Raw genomic sequence first — 14,670 nt, 5'->3', positions numbered from 1 at the left:
CAACACGGACGTCTCACATGATCGACCTCGTCATCGACCAGCGGCGCAAGGACCTCGGCGGCTTCGAGGTCGGGCGGGTGCTGCCCTACCCTTCGCACCGGATGGTCGGGCCGTTCGCCTTCTTCGACCACATCGGGCCGGCGGAGTTCGCCGCGGGCTTTCCGCGCAACGTCGACGTGCGGCCGCACCCGCACATTGGGCTGTCCACCGTCACCTACCTGTTCGACGGCGAGATCACCCACCGCGACAGCACCGGCGTCACCCAGCCGATCCGGCCGGGCGAGGTGAACTGGATGACTGCCGGCAGCGGCATCACCCACTCTGAGCGCTTCGAGCACCTGCGGGCCGAGGGCGGCGCGATGCACGGCATCCAGACCTGGGTCGCCCTGCCGGTCGAGGACGAGGAGACCGCGCCGGCCTTCTTCCACCACGAGCCGGCCGAGCTGCCGACCTATGAGACCCCCGACGGGCTCTGGGCGCGGCTGATCATCGGCGAGGCGTTCGGCGCCAAGTCGCCGGTGAAGACCCATTCGCCGATGTTCTACGTCCACTGGGCGCTGAGGCCCGGCGCGCGGGCGCAGTTGGCGGCGGAATACACCGAGCGCGCGGCCTATGTGGCGCAGGGGATCGTCGAGGTCGACGGCCGCCAGTTCCACGCCGGCCAGATGCTGGTGTTCGCGGCCGGCGAGCCGGTGCTGTTCACCGCCGTCACCCAGGCCATCGTCATGCTGCTGGGCGGCGAGCCGATCGGTCCCCGGTTCATCGAGTGGAACTTCGTCGCCTCCTCGCAGGAGCGCATCGAACAGGCCAAGGCCGACTGGCGCGCCGGCCGCATGAAGCTGCCCGACGCCGACGACCAGGAATTCATCCCCCTGCCCGACGACCCGCCGCCGCCCGCCAATCCGATGAGCTGATGACCGACGAGCCCCTGCGGGCGGAGATCGCGGCGCGCCTGGGCGTGCCCGCCGGCCAGATCGCGCTGGCCCGCTCCATGTCCGAGTACATCCAGATCATGCTGGCGGAAACGCCGCAGCTGCGTGACGCGCCGAGGCAGCAGGAGCTCACGGACAGGTTTCTGGCGCCGGTGCTGCCGGCGCTGGAGATCCTGCTCCTCAAGCTCCGCGCCGAGCTCGATCCTGTCCTGCGGCAGGTGCCGCCGGCCGATGGGTCGCAGCCCTATCCGCTCGGCCAGTGCCTGCAGATCAGCATGGCGGTTCAACAGCGGCTGGAAAGCCTCGACCCGGCCGGGCTTTGCGGCCCGGCCGCCACGGCGCATGCCGCCTTGCGCGCCTTTGTCGCCGCCGGGGGCGAGGTGCGGCGCGCCTGGGGCGACCTGCGGGGCCAGTATTTCCAGAACGCGCTGATCGTCGGGACGCTCTACGTGGACGTGGCCAACGACACCGTCGTGCCGACCAAGCCGCCGGTGGAGATCCTGCCGTTCGCCCAGGCCGACTTCAGACCGATCGCCGACTACGTCCACTTCGCCCGGATCGCTGAGCGCTACTGGAACTACCGCTTCCTGCCGAACCACGTGCTGCCGGAGCTCGCGCCCTACCTGCCGCTGATCCAGATCACCCCGACCGGCCGGGCGAGCCTCGGACCGTTGGATCGCTACATGCTGGGCCTGACCCTGGCGAACGGGTTCGCGCCGAGCGAACAGGCGCTGGCGGCGCCGGCCCTGGCGCCGACGACCTTCGACGGCCTGAGGGATGCGCTGCGCGGCGGCCCGATCCCCGTCGCGGCGAGCGCGGAGGAAGGTCGGCAGGCGGCGCTGGCCTGCTGCCGGACCTACCGCGCCGATCGCAAGACCGATTGCGCCGTCTCCTTCAACCGCGTCATGGCGGCCGGACGGGAGGTCAACCGGCAGCTGGCGAGGCTGGTCGCCAGCCGGCAGACCGCCTGAGGCGCTTGCGCACGCGATGCGCTAATAGAACCGGCATGAACGTCAGCGTCTTCGAACTCTTCAAGCTGGGGATCGGGCCCTCCAGTTCGCACACCATGGGGCCGATGACCGCCGCCGGCCGGTTCCTGGGGCGGCTGGAGGCGGCCGGGGCGTTGGAGCGCGTCGAGCGGATGGAGGTGACGCTCTACGCCTCGCTGGCGCTCACCGGCCGCGGCCACGCCACCGACCGGGCGGTGATCCTGGGGCTGGCCGGCTTCGAGCCGCGCCGCCTGGATCCCGACGCGGCCGACCGGGTGGTGGCCACCGTCCGCGAGGCCGGCCGGCTGAAGCTCGGCGGCAAGCGCGACATCGGCTTCGACGAGGCCCGCGACCTCATCTGGGAAGGCCGCACCCGGCTGCCGCAGCATCCCAATGCACTGAAGTTCGCGGCCTATGACGCGGCCGGCGACCGGCTGGACGAGCGGAGCTATTTCTCGATCGGCGGCGGCTTCGTGCGCGACGAGGACGAGATGGGCCAGAACGCTCCGTCCGATCCCGGCCCGGCGGTCCCCTACCCGTTCGACTCCGGCGAGGAGCTGCTGGCGCAGGCGGCGAAGGCCGACCTGAGCATCGCCGCCCTGGCGCTGGCCAACGAGCGCGCGCGGCGCCCGGAGGCGGAGATCTGCGCCGGCCTCGATGAGATCGCCGCGGCCATGTACGCCTGCATCGACCGCGGCATGCGGGTGGACGGCATCCTGCCCGGCGGGCTGAAGGTCCAGCGCCGGGCGCACCAGATCTACCTCAACCTGGTGGCCGACGCCGACAAGCGGCTGGCCGACCCGCTGGCGGCGCTGGACTGGGTGAACCTCTGGGCGCTGGCGGTGAACGAGGAGAACGCCGCCGGCGGCCGAGTGGTCACCGCCCCGACCAACGGCGCGGCCGGCCTCTTGCCGGCCGTGCTGCGCTACTACGACCGCTTCCACAACGGCACGGCGGAGGGCCGGCGCAACTTCCTGCTCACCGCCGCGGCCATCGGCGCGCTCTACAAGAAGAACGCCTCGATCTCCGGCGCCGAGGTCGGCTGCCAGGGCGAGGTGGGCGTCGCCTGCTCGATGGCGGCGGCGGGCCTCGCGGCGGCGCTGGGCGCCTCCAACGCCCAGATCGAGAACGCCGCCGAGATCGGCATGGAGCACAACCTCGGGCTGACCTGCGACCCGATCGGCGGCCTGGTGCAGATCCCCTGCATCGAGCGCAACGCCATGGGCGCGGTGAAGGCCATCGACGCCGCCCGGCTGGCCATGCTCGGCGACGGCCAGCACACCGTCAGCCTCGACAAGGTGATCGCCACCATGAAGCGCACCGGCGAGGATATGAGCGCGATCTACAAGGAGACCTCGCTGGGCGGCCTCGCCGTCAACCTGGCGGAGTGCTGAGCCTCAGGCCGCCTTGCCGAACTCCGCGTCGATGACGAGCTCGATCGGATCGAGGAAGAACGGCGACATGCCGAAGTCCTGCGGGGTGATGCTGGTGGTGGCGTGGACGCCGATCCGCGCCTGGCCCATGACCTTGCCGGAGCCGATCAGCGTCACGTCGAAGGTCGCCGGCCGGGTCTTGCCCAGCAGCGTCAGCAGGCCATCCACCTTGCCGTGCGTGGCGTCCGTCGGATGGAAGGCGGAGGAGACGAAGGTCGCCTGCGGGAAGGCCGCGGACTTCAGGTAGGCGTCGCCGGACAGCTCCTTGGCGAAGTCCTTGACGTTGGTGGCGATGGAAGCGGTCTGCACGGCCGCCGTCAGCTTCGAGGCCGCCGGGTTGGCGGCGTCCCAGACCAGCTGGCCCTGCACGCGGTCGAAGCGGAAGACGCTCATCGAATAGCCGATGTGCGAGACCCGGGCGATCACCGCGGCGTGGTCCGGGTCGAGGGCGTAGGTCCCGGAGGCGGCGGCGGCCAGGTTCTTCTCGCCGCAGAAGACCCCGGGCGGCAGGCCGGTCGGACAGGCGGCCTGGGCGGCGCCGGTCATGGCCGCGAAGGCCAGGACGAGGCCGCAGAGGGTTTTCAGATCGAAGCGCATGGGGGTCCTCCAGTATCGCCAGAGGACGCCCGATCGGGGCCATGGCCGACAAAGCTTGAGCACGAATCCCGGCGGCGGCTAGCCGGGAAACATATGGAAGTAGGGCTCCGCCTCGGCCAGCGTCCGGGCGAAGCTCGGCCGCGCCTTCAGCCGCTGGAGATAGGCGGCGGTCGCGGGAAAGGCCTCGCCCAGCGGGGCGATCCGGTCGGCGTAGTAGAGCGCCGGCGCCGCGGCGCAGTCGGCCAGGGTGAAGGTCTCGCCCACCGCCCAGGTGCGGTCGGCCATCCGGCCCTCGATCATCTCGCAGGCCATCGTCAGCTGATTGCGGGCGGCGGCGACGCCGTACGGGTCCTTGGCGTCCGCCGGCCGGATCCGGTCAGCGACCACGTTCTGCATCGGCGTGTGGAGGTAGAGGTCGAAGATGCGGTCCCAGAGCCGCACCTCCAGGGCGAGGTCCGGGTCGGCCGGCAGGAACCGCGTCGGCCCGGGGTAGTGCTGGGCGAGGTATTCGATGATGACGCTGGTCTCGGGCAGGGTGCGGTCGCGCGCCTCGTCCCGCAGCACGGGCATCTTGGCCGGCGGCCAGACGGCGCGAAACGCCGCCAGGTTCTCGGGGTCGCCATGGTCGACGAGGCGCGGCTCGAACGGCGTGTCGTTCTCGTAAAGCGCGATCAGCACCTTGTGGCAGTACGAGGCGAGCGGATGCAGGTAGAGCTTCAAGGCCACCGGAGCCTCCCTAACGCTTAAGTGTTGCCTTAAGTGTCTATAGCGTCCTGGCCGGCTTGGCTAGGGGCGCGCCGCGGCCGCAAAAAAGTTCGCCGGAAAATGTCGGCTCGGCGCCGGGCCCGTTCGTCGTCATCATCGAAGGGGCGAGCAAGGCCCGGCTTCGGAACAGGGAAGGATACGACGATGCGCGTGATGGTGATCGTGAAGGCGAGCAAGGACTCGGAAGCCGGCGCGCTGCCGAGCCCCGAGATGATCGAGGCGATGGGCAAGTTCAACAACGAGCTGATCGACGCCGGCCTCATGCTCGACGGCGCGGGCCTGCGTCCGAGCTCCAAGGGCGCGCGGCTGAGCTTCAGCGGCGGCAAGGCGCTGCTCACCGACGGCCCCTTCGCGGAGACCAAGGAGATCATCGGCGGCTACTGGATGATCCAGGTGAGCTCGCTGCAGGAGGCCCTGGACTGGATGCGCCGCGCCCCGATGGAAGACGGCGCGGAGCTGGAGCTGCGTCCGCTGTTCGAGCCCGAGGACTTCGCCGAGGTCGCCTCCCCCGAGCTGATCGCCCAGGAACAGGGCTGGCGCGACGAGCAGGCGAAGAACGCCCCGAAGGCGTCCGCGTAAGTCCATCCACAGCCGGCGGGGTCGCGGGTTCTCTGGAACGCGGCTCCGCCTCGATGGGGGTGACAGCTATCCGGGGTCGGGCGAGGGCCTTGACCTGCGCGCTGCCTGCCGGGGCTAATTCCTGACCTGCTTCCAGGCGGCCTGCGGGCCGGGGGGAAGCTTGTCCATGTGCTTCAGGAACAGGGCCAGAGTCCAGATCTGCTGGTCGCTGAGCGTTCCTCCCCAAGACGGCATCCCGGTCAGGCGGACGCCATGCTTGATCCGCCAGTAGGAGGCGCCTTCGGGATCGTCTTCGACGCCTTCGCTCGCCAGCTGCGGAGGCGCAGGATAAAGGCCCTTGGCGATGGGCGAGGCCGATGCTTCGCCCGCGGCCGTGCCATGACACAGCGCACAGTTCTGACCATAGAGCTTCACGCCCTCCAGCAGATTGGCGTCGGTCAGCGCCACCGGGTTTGGCCCCTTCGGCGCGGCGGTTCGCAGGGTCGCGTTCAGGGACGTGCCGGCCGCCCATAGCTCCAGGCCGCCCGGCTTGGCGTCGGCGTTGGCGGGAATGAGGCCGCTCTGCAGAAGTCCATAGGCGCAAATCAGCCCCACGACGATCACGGTGACGACGCCGGCGATGAACCCACGCATTGAATCTATGCTCCCGCGGCGTAGGCGAAGCGCTGCTACTGCCGATCGAGCTACACGCGTGGCGCGACAATAGGTTCCGCCGGTCTCCTTGGGCAGCCGACGCGGGTGGGCCTCAGCGCATCAGGCCGGCGGAGGCGAGCGCCTTGGCGATCACCTTCTGGACGTCCTCCGACACGTGCGGGGAGACCGAGGCCATGACGCTCTCGCCGAGGCCGCGGACCTGGGCCCCCGGCTGCTCGGGCGCCGCTTTGGCCGCGCTCCAGGCCTCGGCCTGCGCGGCGGCTTCCGGCGGGGCGAGGCCCCAGAAGCGCGCGATCTCCAGCGACGACGAGACGCCCGCCTCGAGCATGAAGGGCGCCACCTCGCCGATCGGATCGTCGCCGCCGGCGGCCAGCGGCGTGCCGTGGCCAAGGCCGGCCAGCAGGTTCATCTCGATCACCGCCTCGCCGTCCGGAGCGCGCCAGACCGAGCGGGTCCAGCCGCCGCGGGCGCGGACCTCGTCGGGCTGCTCAGCCAATCCGTGGACGGCGGCCCACTGGCGGGCCAGCGCCGGAGCGTTGGCGCTGGCGACCGTCCCATCCGCCCGCCCGTGCCAAATCGACAGGCGCGGCCGGCTCGGGGGCGCAGGCGCGGCCCGGGCGACCAGGGCGCCCAGTTCGTCGCCGCCCAGCCGGGCCCCGCCGTGCATGGCGGCGAAGGCCTCCTGCACATTGCCGGCGACGCCGAACGGCAGACCCGCCACCACGGCCCCGGCGGCGAAGGTCTCCGGATAGGTCGCCAGCAGGACCGAGGTCATGGCGCCGCCGGCCGAGAGCCCGGTGACGAACACCCGGGCAGGATCGAGCCCGCGCGCCCGCACCATGTGCTGGACCATCGCGTGAATGGAGGCCGCTTCCCCGGAATCGCGGGCGATGTCGCTCGGCTCGAACCAGTTGAAGCAGCGGTTGGGGTTGTTGGCGCTGTCCTGCTCGGGGGCGAGGACCGCAAAGCCGAGGCGGCCGGCCAGGGCGAGCCAGCCCGCGGCGCGGGCGTAAGCGCCGGCCCGCTGGGTGCAGCCGTGCAGGACCACCACCAGCGCTGCGTCGGGCGCGAGGCCCTCCGGCACGTAGGCCAGCATCCTCAGGCCGCCGGGGTTGAAGCCGAAGCCGCGGACCTCGCTCATCCCGGCGTCGTCGCCACGGTTCGACTGGCGGTTCATCGCCTTGCGGAGCCGGGCGAGGCCGGCCGTCGTTTCACCAAGTCCGGCCATAAGCATCCCCTGCAGCCGCCGAGTGCGGCCGATACCATATAATGCTGCAGTGCAGCATTTGCTGCACTGCACTCTGTCTTTTTGTCAGCTAGCTGAGGCGCCCTTCTCGCGACTTGGGCGGGCGAGACCCTGGCCACCCGAAGGGGCTGGTTCTCGCCCGCCCTGTCGCAGGGCGAAAACCCCGCAGCCTGCTGCGGGGTCGGGGGCCCTTACCCGCGCGCTGGCGGTTGCGCCTGCGATTGCATCGCCCCGGTGGCCTCGCGGATGGCGTCCGAGGACGCCCGCGCGATGGCTTCGCCGCTCTCCATCGCCTGCTGAAGGTTGTCACGCAGCAGGTTGCTATGCACCGTCACCACCTCCTGCACCGACCGGCAGCCGGCGACCTGGGTGAGCGCCTCGAGGTTCGTGCGCACCGTTTTCTGGGTGAGCTCGAACCAGGCGCGCGAGGCGTCCTGGGCCCCCTTGGCCAACACGCTGCTGGCCTGGGATACCGCGCGGACGTTCTGCGCCGCCTGCTCGGCGAGGTCCGGGTTGGGGCTGGCGACGCCGAGGGCCCGCTTCCAGTTTTGCGTCAGCCCCTCGTAGGTGCGCGTCCAGGCCTCCATATTCGAGCGCATCGCCTCCTCGGCCGTCTCCATGTGCGTTTGCACGATCTCGGAGTTGGCCTTGGCCGCAGCCCGGCTGGCCTCGGACGCCTTGTCGGCCACGGCGGCCGCCGCCGCCCGAGCGTTGTCTGCGGCCTGGCGGGCGTCGAACGAACGCGAGCCGGCCTCTGCGGGATGGTCCGCCGCGGTCGGTGGGGGACCGGTGCGACCGCCATTTTTCGGAGTCCCGGCCGTGCCGGGGTTTTCAGAATTCGCCATGGGAGTTTCCTTCGGGAAAGCCGTGCTGAACAAGGTCTCGCCCCCCTTGAGCGCACATCGACACGCTGATGCTGCGATGCAGCAACACCGGGTCAATCGTCACCCCCGTCCCGAAGTTCCGGCGTCCTCTGAAAATTCGCGCGGGCCGCGGCCAAGCCGAGCGCGCCTCGGCCTAGGTCGTTTGCAGGGCCTTGCGGGTCTGCTCCCAGTACTGGGCGCCGGTGATCAGGGTGACGATGGTGGCGATCCAGAACAGGCCGTGGGCGCCGTAAGTGGCGGGGTTCTTGATCGCCGGATCGTCGGGCAGGCCGAAGGCGCCCCAGGCGGCGACCACCAGCTCCAGGGCGAGCGCGGTGAGCTGCAGGGTGGTCTTCCACTTGGCCAGCAGAGTGACCGGCAGCTTGACGCCCTTGCCGGCGCCGACTTCGCGCAGCGCGCTGACGGTGAACTCGCGGAACAGGATCAGGCCGGCCGGCAGCAGCACCAGCGGCTGCGGACCCAGCGACATCAGGCCGAGCACCGCGCCGCAGACCAGCACCTTGTCGCCGATCGGGTCGAGGATGGCGCCCCAGATGCTGACCGCGTCCATCTTGCGCGCCAGCCAGCCGTCGAAGAAGTCGGTCACCGCGGCGATGACGAAGGCGTAGACCGCCCAGCGCTCCAGGGCGAACTGCATCTCCGGCGTCAGGTGGTTGGACAGGCCAGGCACCGCGCCCGCCGCCGCGGCCAGGGCCACGAACATGAACAGCGCCAGGACCAGGCGCATGGACGTCAGGATGTTGGGCAGGGATTTCATCGGGGCACCTTCGGCAAGCTTGGCGGCAGGGTCAACGCGCGAGACGCCCTTTCGACCCGGGCAATCGCCTCAGTGGCCGAATAGCCGCCCGAAGAACCGCTCGATGAAGCCGCCGACCACGTCGTGGTCCTCGACCGGCGGCGGCGGCGGCGGCGGACGCACCCGTTCCACCAGGCCGGCGTTCAGCGCCCCGGAGACGAAATCGCGCCAGATCTCGGCCGGCAGCCCGCCGCCGGTGACGCCCCGCATCGGCGAGTGGTCGTCGTTGCCGACCCAGACGCCGACGATGATGTCGCCGGTGAAGCCCACGAAGAGGGCGTCGCGGTGGTCCTGGGTGGTGCCGGTCTTGCCGAAGGTCGGCTGGCCGACCCGCGCCGCGCGGCCGGTGCCCTCCTGGACGGCGGCCTGCAGGAGCTCGAGCAGGGCCAGGCGATCGGCGGCCGGCATCTGCGCCCCCGGCGCCGGCGGCGCATCGGGGTCGTAGAGGGCGAACGGCTTGACCGGCAGCCGGTCGGCGGCCACCGCGGCATAGGCCGAGGTCAGCTCCAGGAGGGTCATCTCCGAGGTGCCGAGCGGCAGGGTGGCGTCGTTGACCAGCGGGCTGGTGACGCCGAGGTCGCGGGCGGCCTGCACCACCCGGTCGCGGCCGACATTCTGGGCGAGGTGGACGGCGGCGATGTTGCTGGACTGGGCGAAGGCGTCGCGCAGGGTCAGCGAGCCGCCGGAGTTGCGCTCGAAGTTCTTCGGCGTCCAGCCGCCGACCGTGATCGGCGCGTCGGAGACCATGGAGTCCGGCCGCGCGCCGTCGCGGATCGCCGCCAGGTAGACGAACAGCTTGAACGCCGAGCCGGGCTGGCGGCGCGCCTGGACCGCGCGGTTGAACTGGCTCTCGCGGTAGTCGCGCCCGCCGACCATGGCCACCACGGCCCCGTCGCGGCGCAGCGCCACCAGCGCCGCCTGCCCTGCGCCCAGCCGGCGGCCGGAGCCCGAAAGCTCGCCGCGCACCGCCCGCTCGGCCAGCCGCTGGAGGCGGGAGTCCAGCGTGGTCTTGACCCGCACCTCGCCGTACTGGGCGTCGAGCGCCTGCTTGACTTGCGGGGCGGCCCAGTCGGCGAAATAGCCGCCGACCGGCAGCGGGTCCTGCGGCTGGATGCGGATGCGGCGGAGGCGGCGGGCGTCCTCCGGCGTGATCGCCTTGGTGTCGAGCATGGCGCCGATCACCAGCCGCGCGCGGCGCGCGGCGGCCTGCGGGTGGTCGACCGGGTTGAGCGCGGACGGCGCCTTCACCAGCCCGGCCAGGGTCGCCGCCTCGCCGAGGGTGAGTTTCTCCGGCGGCTTGCCGAAATAGTGCTGGGCGGCGGCGCGCAGGCCGAACACCCCGTCCCCGAAATAGACGCTGGAGAGATAGCGGCTGAGGATTTCGTTCTTGCTCAGCCGGATCTCCAGCCAGAAGGCGATGAACACCTCCTGGATCTTGCGCCGGAAGGTGCGGTCGTTGGTCAGGAAGGCGGTCTTGGCCAGCTGCTGGGTGATGGTGCTGCCGCCCTCGCGCATCCGGCGCAGCCTGAGGTCGGTGGCGATCGCCCGGCCGATGCCGATCGGGTCGATGCCGAAGTGGTGGTAGAAGCGGCGGTCCTCGATGGCCACGAAGGCGGCGGGCACGTAGGCCGGCAGCGCCTCGACGGCGACCGGCGCCTCCTTGTAGGCGCCGCGCCGGGCCAGCGGATGGCCGTCGGCGGTGACCAGCACCAGGGCCGGATGCGGCAGGGGATCGAGGGCGCGGGAGACCGGCAGGCTCCAGCTCAGCCAGGCCACCAGCACGATGGCGGCGGCCAGCAGGACCATCAGCAGCAGGAAGATGCGGCCCAGCCGTCCGCGCCGGCGCAGCGGGGCTTCGTCGTCCGGCTCAGGCGTCCCCGGGTGCGCCATGTAGGCGCGAGGATCTTCCTCCCAGACCGGCTTCAGCTCGGGGTCGCTGAGGTCGTTCATCCGTGGTTCGACCCTCCAGCGGTCGAGTCGGGGCAGACTACGACGTCCCGAAGGCGTCGAAAATGCGGTGTCAGGTCACTTCTGCCGGTCGGGCCGCGGGGCTATCGTGCCCCCAGGGGGAGGCGGCCCGACGTAGGAGGCTCGCGTGCGTGGTTCGGTCCTGAGCGTTGTCCTGGGCGCGGCCCTGCTGGCGGCGGCGCCGGCCCGGGCGCAGTTGCTGGAATCCTGGCACGCCTGTGTCGGCGACGGCGAGGTCGGGCCGCTGCAGCAGATCAGCGGCTGCACCGGCGTCATCGAGGCCAACCGCGAGATCCGGCCGCACCTGGCCGTGGCCTTCTTCAACCGCGGCGTCGTCTACCAGAGCCAGGGCGCGGTCGACCGGGCGATCGCCGATTACGACGCGGCCGCGCGGCTGGACCCGCGGCTGGCCGACGCCTTCGCCGCGCGCGGCGGGGCCTACTACGCCAAGGCCGACTATGCGAAGGCGGACGCCGACTACAGCCAGGCGATCCGCCTGCGGCCCGACGATCCGGACGGCTGGCTGGGGCGCGCCTCGGCGCGGGCGGCGCGGGGGGATGCCGGCGGCGCCCTGGCCGACTACGACCGCGCGGTGGGGCTGGCTCCGCCCTCGGCGCATGCGCTCGGCCAGCGCGCGCTCGCCTATGCGCGGCAGGGGGACCTCGACCGCGCGCTGGCCGACCTCGACCGGGCGCTGGCGATGCGGCCCGACGACGCCGCGACGCTGAGCCAGCGGGCCGGCGTGCTGGCGCGGCGCGGCGACCTGGACCGCGCGATGGCCGACTACGACACGGCGATCCGGCTGCGGCCCGACCTCGCCGATGCGCGCTCGGGCCGCGCCTGGGTGTGGATCGCCAAGGGCGACATGGCCCGCGCCCGCGCCGACTACGCCGAGGCGGTGCGGGCCGCCCCCGGCGATGCGCGGGCGCAGTTCAACAACGCCTACGCCCTGGCCGCGCAGGGCCAGACCAACGCCGCCATCGCCGGCTATGGCGAGGCGATCGCCCGCGACCCGCGCGACGCCGGCGCGCTCAACAACCGCGGCGACGCCCTGATGAGCCGCGGCGACCTGACCGCGGCGCTGGCCGACTTCGACCAGGCGCTGGCGATCCGGCCCGACTATGGGCTGGCGCTCGGCAACCGCGGCCGCGTGCGCCTGCAGCTCGGGGACCACGCCGGAGCGGCGGCCGACTTCACGCAGGTGCTGGCGGCCGATCCGCAGGACCTCGCCGCCCGGCTCGGCCGCGCCATCGCCTACGAGGCGCAGGGGGCCTACGCCGAAGCCCTGGCCGACGCCGACGTGGCGGTGCGGCAGGCGCCGACCTCGTCCGAGGCCTTCAACAACCGCTGCTGGGCCCGCGCGCTCGCGGGCGCCGACCTCGACCAGGCGCTGGCCGACTGCGACCGCGCCGTGGCGCTGAAGGCGGACGCGCCGGAGGCCTACGACAGCCGCGGGCTGGTGCGCCTGCGCCGCGGCGAGTTCGCGCCGGCCATGGCCGACTATGAGGCGGCGCTGCGCCTGCGCCCGGAGATGGCCAGCGCGCGCTTCGGCCGGGGGCTGGCGGAGCTGCGCCTCGGCCGCGCCGACGATGGCCGCTCGGACCTGGCCGCCGCCGCGTCCCGCGAACCGAAGATCGCCGCCAACTACGCGCGCTACGGCGTGACGCCGTAGGAAACCTCACCGCTGTCATCCCGGAAGCCGCGCAGCGGCTGTCCGGGACCATGAACACGGAGGGTGCAGGCAAATGCCTCGCAATCTCTGCGCTATCTGGTGCGCACTGGTCCCGGTCTTTCGCCGGCGCGAAAACCGGGATGACAGCTTTGGGGGAGCGGCGCCCCCCTCAGCTCTTCCGGAAGAAGTCGAAGATCCGCTGGGCCAGGGGCTGGCTGACGCCCTCGACCTTGGCCAGGTCGTCCACCGAGGCGCGGGACACCCCGCGCGCCGAGCCGAAGGCGTGCAGCAGGGCGCGCTTGCGGCCGGGGCCGACCCCGTCGATCTCGTCGAGGGGGTTCTTCTTCATGTCCATGGCGCGGCGCGTGCGGTGGCTGCCGATGGCGAAGCGGTGGGCTTCGTCGCGCAGGCGCTGGAGGTAGTAGAGCACCGGGCTCTTGGGCTCGAGCATGAACGGCGTCTTGCCCGGCATGAAGAAGCGCTCCAGGCCGGCGTCGCGGTCGGGGCCCTTGGCGACCCCCACCACGGCGATGTCGTCGACGCCGAGGTCGGCCATCACCTCCATCGTCGCCGCCAGCTGGCCCGCGCCGCCGTCGATCAGCACCAGGTCGGGCCGAGGGGCGGCCTCGCCCGCCTCCTCCTCTTTCACCAGCCGCGCGAAGCGGCGGCGCAGCACCTCCTTCATCATCCCGTAGTCGTCGCCGGGGGTGAGCTCGGTCGAGCGGATGTTGAACTTGCGATACTGGCTCTTCTGGAAGCCCTCGGGGCCGGCGACGATCATCCCGCCGACCGCGTTGGTGCCCATGATGTGGCTGTTGTCGTAGACCTCGATCCGCTCCGGCTGGCCGTCCAGCCCGAACGCCTCGCACACACCGGCCAGCAGCTTCGACTGGGCCGAGCTCTCCGCCATCTTGCGCCCCAGCGCCTCGCGGGCGTTGGTCAGCGCATGGTCCACCAGCTGGCGCTTCTCGCCGCGCTGCGGCCGGCTGATCTCCACCTTGCGCCCGGCCTTGATCGCCAGCGCCTCGGCCAGCAGTTCGCCCTCGGCCGGCTCGACGTTGACCAGCACCAGCTTGGGGATCGGCTTGTCGTCGTAGAACTGGCCGAGGAAGGCGCCCATGACGTCGGCGTCCTCGTCGCTCTTGTCGACGCGGGGGAAGTAGGCGCGGTTGCCCCAGTTCTGGCCGGCGCGGAAGAAGAACACCTGCACGCAGGCCTGGCCGCCTTCGGAATGCAGGGCGACGACGTCGGCCTCGTCCACCGTCTCCGGGTTGATCTGCTGCTCCTGGGCGATGGAGGCCAGCGCCCGGATGCGGTCGCGCAGGCGCGCGGCGCGCTCGAACTCCATCTCGTCGGAGGCGGCCTGCATCTCGCTGGACATCCGCGCCATCACCGCCCGGCTCTTGCCGCGCAGGAAGGCCTCAGCCTCCTCGACCAGGCCGTTGTAGTCCTCGAGGCTGACGAGGCCGGTGCAGGGCGCCGAGCAGCGTCGGATCTGGTGCAGCATGCAGGGCCGGGTGCGGCTCTCGTAGACGCTGTCCGAGCAGGACCGGAGCAGGAAGGCCTTCTGCAGGGTGTTCAGCGTGCGGTTCACCGCCCAGGCGCTGGCGAAGGGGCCAAAGTAGTCGCCCTGGATGGTGTGGGCGCCGCGGTGCTTGCGCAGCTGCGGCGCCGGGTGCTCGCGGCGGATGACGATCTCGGGAAAGCTCTTGTCGTCGCGCAGCAGCACGTTGAAGCGCGGCTTCAGCTGTTTGATCAGGTTGATCTCGAGCAGCAGGGCGTCGGTCTCGGTGCGGGTGGTGACGAACTCCATGGAGCGCGTCAGGTCGACCATGTGGGCGATGCGCTGGGTGTGGAAGCGCCCCTGCGCGTACTGCAGCACGCGCTTCTTCAGGCTCCGCGCCTTGCCGACGTAGAGCACCTCGCCGTCCTCGCCGACCATGCGATAGACGCCGGGCCGGTCAGGCAGGCGCTTGACCTCGTCCTTGATCAGGGCCGCGCCCTTCAGGGGCGAGACTGTGGCGACATCGTCTGGCATGGGCCGAATATAGGCGAGTCCGGCGGCCGGCGCAGGAGGATCGGCCGATCGGCTGCGCGCCTCACCTGCCTGCGGGGCCTCGCGTTCGTGGCCCCTCCCCTGGTGGACCGGCTGGGC

The 14,670-nt window shown here is 71.6% G+C and carries 13 protein-coding genes; 5 read left to right on the top strand and 8 right to left on the bottom strand.

Annotation, left to right across the window (positions count from 1 at the left end):
- Window positions 1-17 precede the first annotated feature (17 nt).
- From DJ021_RS11150 to DJ021_RS11140, 3 genes are read left to right on the top strand one after another with little or no spacing between them, the layout of a single operon-like run.
- Window positions 18-914 carry a pirin family protein gene (locus tag DJ021_RS11150; RefSeq protein WP_111457616.1) on the top strand — a complete coding sequence of 299 codons (897 nt, stop codon included), beginning with the start codon at window positions 18-20 and terminating at the stop codon, window positions 912-914.
- A complete protein-coding gene (locus DJ021_RS11145) occupies window positions 914-1,903 on the top strand; it encodes a hypothetical protein (RefSeq protein WP_111457615.1) in 990 nt (329 codons plus the stop codon). The genes DJ021_RS11150 and DJ021_RS11145 overlap by 1 nt, the downstream gene beginning before the upstream one ends.
- A 35-nt stretch (window positions 1,904-1,938) precedes the next feature.
- The gene (locus DJ021_RS11140) at window positions 1,939-3,315 is read left to right on the top strand and encodes an L-serine ammonia-lyase (RefSeq protein WP_111457614.1); all 1,377 of its coding nucleotides are present in this window, start codon (window positions 1,939-1,941) and stop codon (window positions 3,313-3,315) included.
- 3 nt (window positions 3,316-3,318) lie between these two features.
- On the opposite strand, the gene DJ021_RS11135 is transcribed toward DJ021_RS11140, so the two are convergent.
- Both DJ021_RS11135 and DJ021_RS11130 read right to left on the bottom strand, forming a co-directional pair.
- On the bottom strand, window positions 3,319-3,951 hold the full coding sequence (locus DJ021_RS11135) for a YceI family protein (protein ID WP_111457613.1): 633 nt from the start codon (window positions 3,949-3,951) through the stop codon (window positions 3,319-3,321).
- A gap of 78 nt (window positions 3,952-4,029) precedes the next feature.
- Window positions 4,030-4,677 carry a glutathione S-transferase family protein gene (locus DJ021_RS11130; protein ID WP_111457612.1) on the bottom strand — a complete coding sequence of 216 codons (648 nt, stop codon included), beginning with the start codon at window positions 4,675-4,677 and terminating at the stop codon, window positions 4,030-4,032.
- 183 nt (window positions 4,678-4,860) lie between these two features.
- Here DJ021_RS11130 and DJ021_RS11125 point away from each other — a divergent pair, with 183 nt between their 5' ends.
- Complete coding sequence (locus DJ021_RS11125; protein WP_111457611.1) at window positions 4,861-5,295, top strand: YciI family protein; 435 nt, start codon at window positions 4,861-4,863, stop codon at window positions 5,293-5,295.
- A 114-nt stretch (window positions 5,296-5,409) separates the two neighbouring features.
- On the opposite strand, the gene DJ021_RS11120 is transcribed toward DJ021_RS11125, so the two are convergent.
- From DJ021_RS11120 to DJ021_RS11100, 5 genes are all read right to left on the bottom strand, one after another.
- Window positions 5,410-5,898 carry a c-type cytochrome gene (locus DJ021_RS11120; RefSeq protein ID WP_165837188.1) on the bottom strand — a complete coding sequence of 163 codons (489 nt, stop codon included), beginning with the start codon at window positions 5,896-5,898 and terminating at the stop codon, window positions 5,410-5,412.
- 142 nt (window positions 5,899-6,040) lie between these two features.
- Window positions 6,041-7,177 carry an extracellular catalytic domain type 1 short-chain-length polyhydroxyalkanoate depolymerase gene (locus DJ021_RS11115; RefSeq protein ID WP_111457609.1) on the bottom strand — a complete coding sequence of 379 codons (1,137 nt, stop codon included), beginning with the start codon at window positions 7,175-7,177 and terminating at the stop codon, window positions 6,041-6,043.
- A 209-nt stretch (window positions 7,178-7,386) separates the two neighbouring features.
- Window positions 7,387-8,040: a phasin family protein gene (locus DJ021_RS11110; RefSeq protein WP_111457608.1), complete on the bottom strand. Its 654-nt coding sequence runs from the start codon at window positions 8,038-8,040 to the stop codon at window positions 7,387-7,389.
- 172 nt (window positions 8,041-8,212) lie between these two features.
- Window positions 8,213-8,836, bottom strand: coding sequence for a CDP-diacylglycerol--glycerol-3-phosphate 3-phosphatidyltransferase (gene pgsA, locus DJ021_RS11105; protein WP_111457607.1), 624 nt, complete (start codon window positions 8,834-8,836; stop codon window positions 8,213-8,215).
- 69 nt (window positions 8,837-8,905) lie between these two features.
- Window positions 8,906-10,825, bottom strand: a complete 1,920-nt coding sequence (locus DJ021_RS11100; RefSeq protein WP_243625967.1) for a transglycosylase domain-containing protein — start codon at window positions 10,823-10,825, stop codon at window positions 8,906-8,908.
- A 145-nt stretch (window positions 10,826-10,970) separates the two neighbouring features.
- Here DJ021_RS11100 and DJ021_RS11095 point away from each other — a divergent pair, with 145 nt between their 5' ends.
- A complete protein-coding gene (locus tag DJ021_RS11095) occupies window positions 10,971-12,515 on the top strand; it encodes a tetratricopeptide repeat protein (protein WP_111457606.1) in 1,545 nt (514 codons plus the stop codon).
- 169 nt (window positions 12,516-12,684) lie between these two features.
- On the opposite strand, the gene uvrC is transcribed toward DJ021_RS11095, so the two are convergent.
- Window positions 12,685-14,553 (bottom strand): excinuclease ABC subunit UvrC, encoded by a 1,869-nt coding sequence (gene uvrC, locus DJ021_RS11090; RefSeq protein ID WP_111457605.1) that lies wholly within the window; start codon window positions 14,551-14,553, stop codon window positions 12,685-12,687.
- Between the last annotated feature and the right edge of the window lie 117 nt (window positions 14,554-14,670).

The sequence above is a fragment of the Phenylobacterium hankyongense genome, assembly GCF_003254505.1.
In the GTDB taxonomy this organism is placed as follows: domain Bacteria; phylum Pseudomonadota; class Alphaproteobacteria; order Caulobacterales; family Caulobacteraceae; genus Phenylobacterium; species Phenylobacterium hankyongense.
The sequence above is the reverse complement of the archived record's forward strand: the minus strand, read 5'-3'. Positions and strand labels throughout refer to the sequence as shown.

Coding starts and splice junctions, on each gene's coding strand:
- DJ021_RS11145 (WP_111457615.1), top strand. CDS start 914: ATGACCGACGAGCCCCTGCGGGCGGAGATCGCGGCGCGCCTGGGCGTG.
- DJ021_RS11125 (WP_111457611.1), top strand. CDS start 4,861: ATGCGCGTGATGGTGATCGTGAAGGCGAGCAAGGACTCGGAAGCCGGC.
- DJ021_RS11100 (WP_243625967.1), bottom strand. CDS start 10,825: ATGAACGACCTCAGCGACCCCGAGCTGAAGCCGGTCTGGGAGGAAGAT.
- uvrC (WP_111457605.1), bottom strand. CDS start 14,553: ATGCCAGACGATGTCGCCACAGTCTCGCCCCTGAAGGGCGCGGCCCTG.
- pgsA (WP_111457607.1), bottom strand. CDS start 8,836: ATGAAATCCCTGCCCAACATCCTGACGTCCATGCGCCTGGTCCTGGCG.
- DJ021_RS11150 (WP_111457616.1), top strand. CDS start 18: ATGATCGACCTCGTCATCGACCAGCGGCGCAAGGACCTCGGCGGCTTC.
- DJ021_RS11140 (WP_111457614.1), top strand. CDS start 1,939: ATGAACGTCAGCGTCTTCGAACTCTTCAAGCTGGGGATCGGGCCCTCC.
- DJ021_RS11110 (WP_111457608.1), bottom strand. CDS start 8,040: ATGGCGAATTCTGAAAACCCCGGCACGGCCGGGACTCCGAAAAATGGC.
- DJ021_RS11135 (WP_111457613.1), bottom strand. CDS start 3,951: ATGCGCTTCGATCTGAAAACCCTCTGCGGCCTCGTCCTGGCCTTCGCG.
- DJ021_RS11115 (WP_111457609.1), bottom strand. CDS start 7,177: ATGGCCGGACTTGGTGAAACGACGGCCGGCCTCGCCCGGCTCCGCAAG.